This window comes from Bacteroidales bacterium (assembly GCA_014860585.1).
GTDB lineage: Bacteria > Bacteroidota > Bacteroidia > Bacteroidales > 4484-276 > RZYY01.
The window spans coordinates 1-3055 of the sequence record JACZJL010000113.1; the positions used below are offsets into that span (position 1 = coordinate 1).

General features: G+C 45.0%; 3 protein-coding genes. All 3 read left to right on the forward strand.

Features of this window, described 5'->3' with window-relative positions; all coding sequences use genetic code 11:
* Positions 1-1216, forward strand: a 1216-nt coding sequence (gene gatD, locus IH598_12215) for a Glu-tRNA(Gln) amidotransferase subunit GatD (protein MBE0639274.1), incomplete at its 5' end; no start/stop codon positions are given.
* A gap of 41 nt (positions 1217-1257) precedes the next feature.
* Complete coding sequence (locus IH598_12220; GenBank protein MBE0639275.1) at positions 1258-1482, forward strand: hypothetical protein; 225 nt, start codon at positions 1258-1260, stop codon at positions 1480-1482.
* 513 nt (positions 1483-1995) lie between these two features.
* The coding region (locus tag IH598_12225) for a dihydroorotase (protein MBE0639276.1) at positions 1996-3055 on the forward strand (1060 nt) is incomplete at its 3' end.

Consider the following 3055-nt stretch of genomic DNA (forward strand, 5'->3'; position numbering starts at 1 on the left):
TCCAACCGGCTACAACATTGGGATTGACATCAAAACCATCCTCGAGATGGAGGAGACCGGCTACAAAAAAGCCAACTACAAAATCCCTGAAAAAGAGTTTCCATACACCAAAAACCTTCCGAATGTCAAGTTGTTCGGAACGGGCGGAACCATTGCCTCCCGGCTCGACTACCGCACCGGCGCTGTAATTCCTGCATTTTCGCCGGGAGAATTGTACGGCGCCGTTCCCGAGCTGGCCGACATCTGCAACCTGACCACCGAAAAAATCTTCGCCGTTTTCAGCGAAAACATGGGTCCAAAACAGTACATTGCATTAGCCAAAGCCATTGGGCGCGAGATTGAAAATGGAGTGGATGGCATCGTGATTGGACACGGAACCGACACCTTGCATCATACTGGCGCTGCGCTCACTTTTATGGTTCAAAACCCACCTGTACCCATCGTCCTCGTTGGATCACAACGCTCATCCGACCGCCCGAGCAGCGACGCCGCACTCAACCTGATGCACGCCACGACTGCAGCCGGCCACGGTGACATTGCCGAGGTGATGGTGTGCATGTTTGGGCCAACATCCGATGAGTACGGACTGCTTCATAAAGGAACGCGGGTAAGAAAGATGCACTCATCCTACAGGTCAACGTTCAGAACGATTGGCGATATTCCACTGGCTATGGTGAACCGCAAAGGATTAACCCCACTCAAAAAAGACTACCACCACCGCCGTAAGGACAACAATGTGATCATCAAACCCTATTTTAGCGACAAAGTGACCATGCTCTATTATTATCCGGCCATGAAACCCGACATCCTGCACGCCATTATTGACCAGGGTTACAAAGGTGTTGTGATTGTAGGCACCGGCCTGGGACATGTGAACAAGGAGCTATACCCGGCTATCGAACGTGCACATGCCGAAGGTGTTAGTATGTTCATGACATTGCAGACAATCTGGGGCTATGTGCATATGTTTGTTTACGACACCGGCCGCGATATGATGGCCAAAGGGATCATCCCAACAGGAAACATGTTGCCCGAAGTTGCTTTTATCAAACTGGGCTGGGCACTTGGCCAAACCGAGGACCCGGAAGAAGTGAAAAAGCTGATGCTCACCCCAATCAACGACGACATTACCGAGCGCGAGCCATACAATGGCTACCTGGTCTATCAGGGCGGTATTCCCGAAGTGGAAGCTTTTGTGAGGAAGGTGCATAAGTAGGAAGTAGGGGAAATGTTTTAACTTTGCTGAAAAATTGAATTATGCCACAAGTAAATATCTCAATTGGTGATCCAAATAAAACTCATTTAACCTACAAATTGAGTGAGGATAAAATTCCTGATTTGATAAAATTCATTAGTTCCCTGAATGAAGAGGACAATTTATCACTTAAACAAGAGATTGAAATTGGCCTAACTGAGGTAAAAAATATCATAGAGGGAAAAGTTGAGCGAAAAACCTTGAAGGATATCATCAATGCCAAATAAGGTAACACCGACTTCAATATTTGAGAGGAAATACAAGAAACTTTCCCATAGATTTCCGTCAATTACTCAGAGTTTAGTTTTACTTGAAAATGAATTATTGATCAACCCAAGAATTGGAGTTTCATTGGGTTCAAACATTTATAAAATCAGGCTAAAAAATCTCGAAAAAATAGCTGGTAAAAGTGGAGGTTTTTGCGTAATTACTTATCTTACAGTGCTAACGGAAAACGGAACAGAGATTTTTCTAATTACGATTTATGATAAATCGGAGGAGGAGAACATTTCCAAACTTGAAATTTTGCAGATGATTAAACGGATATTTAATGATTGAAAACCCTTGTTGAATAACTCATCTTGTACTTGCAAAAAACTCTTTAAGTTTAAGATTACCTGTGGCTGTTTTCTTCATGACAAAATGTAAGTAGTCTCTGCCAGCAGTGAATTTGAGACATAACGGGAATTTGAAAAGGAATTACAGGGATTTCCTAATGTTTAATTTAATATGATTTGAATATGAACCACATCATCGCCAACGCAACTATAGTCAACGAAGGCCGGGTTGAAAACGGCTCGGTTTTTATCAAGGGAAATCTTATCGAGAAAATCATCGAACATTCTGCCGACCTTGACCCGAAACTATACCCCGACTACAACTACATTGACGTAAACGGCATGTTTGTGATCCCCGGCGTGATTGACGACCAGGTGCATTTCCGCGAACCCGGGCTGACCCACAAAGCCAATATTTATTCAGAGAGCAAAGCGGCGGTGGCCGGCGGCATCACCTCTTTTATGGAAATGCCCAACACCGTTCCGAACACATTGACCCAGGAATTGTTGGAGGAAAAATACCAGATCGCCTCCGAAAAATCACTGGCTAACTACTCCTTCTACATGGGGGCGTCAAACGACAATCTGGCGGAAATAGTCAAAACTGATCCCAGAAAGGTTTGCGGAGTTAAGGTTTTTATGGGCGCCTCAACCGGTAATATGCTGGTTGATAACAGGGGAACGCTCGAAAGTATTTTCAGAGAATCGCCCTGTTTGGTTGCCGTGCATTGCGAAGATGAAACCACCATTCGCCATAACATCAATTTGTTTCGCGAAAAATTTGGCGAAGCTGTTCCCATCAGCGCTCATCCAGAAATCCGTAGCGCCGAGGCTTGTTTCAAATCCTCTTCACTGGCCTTCGAGTTGGCAGAAAAATACGGAACAAGGCTGCACGTGCTGCACCTTTCGACAGCAATAGAAACCGGACTATTTCGCAATAATATTCCATTAAAAGAGAAAAAGATCACTGCCGAAGTGTGTGTCCATCACCTTTGGTTTAATGACCAGGATTATGCTACAAAAGGAAATTTTATCAAATGGAATCCTGCCATTAAAAGTGAATCCGATCGTAAAGCGCTGTTTACCGCAATGCTCGACAACCGGCTGGATGTGATTGCCACCGACCACGCCCCGCACACATTGGCTGAAAAGCAAAACAGTTATTTCAAGGCGCCATCGGGCGGACCGTTGGTGCAACATTCGCTTGTGGCCATGATGGAGTTTTACCACAAAGGTCAGATCA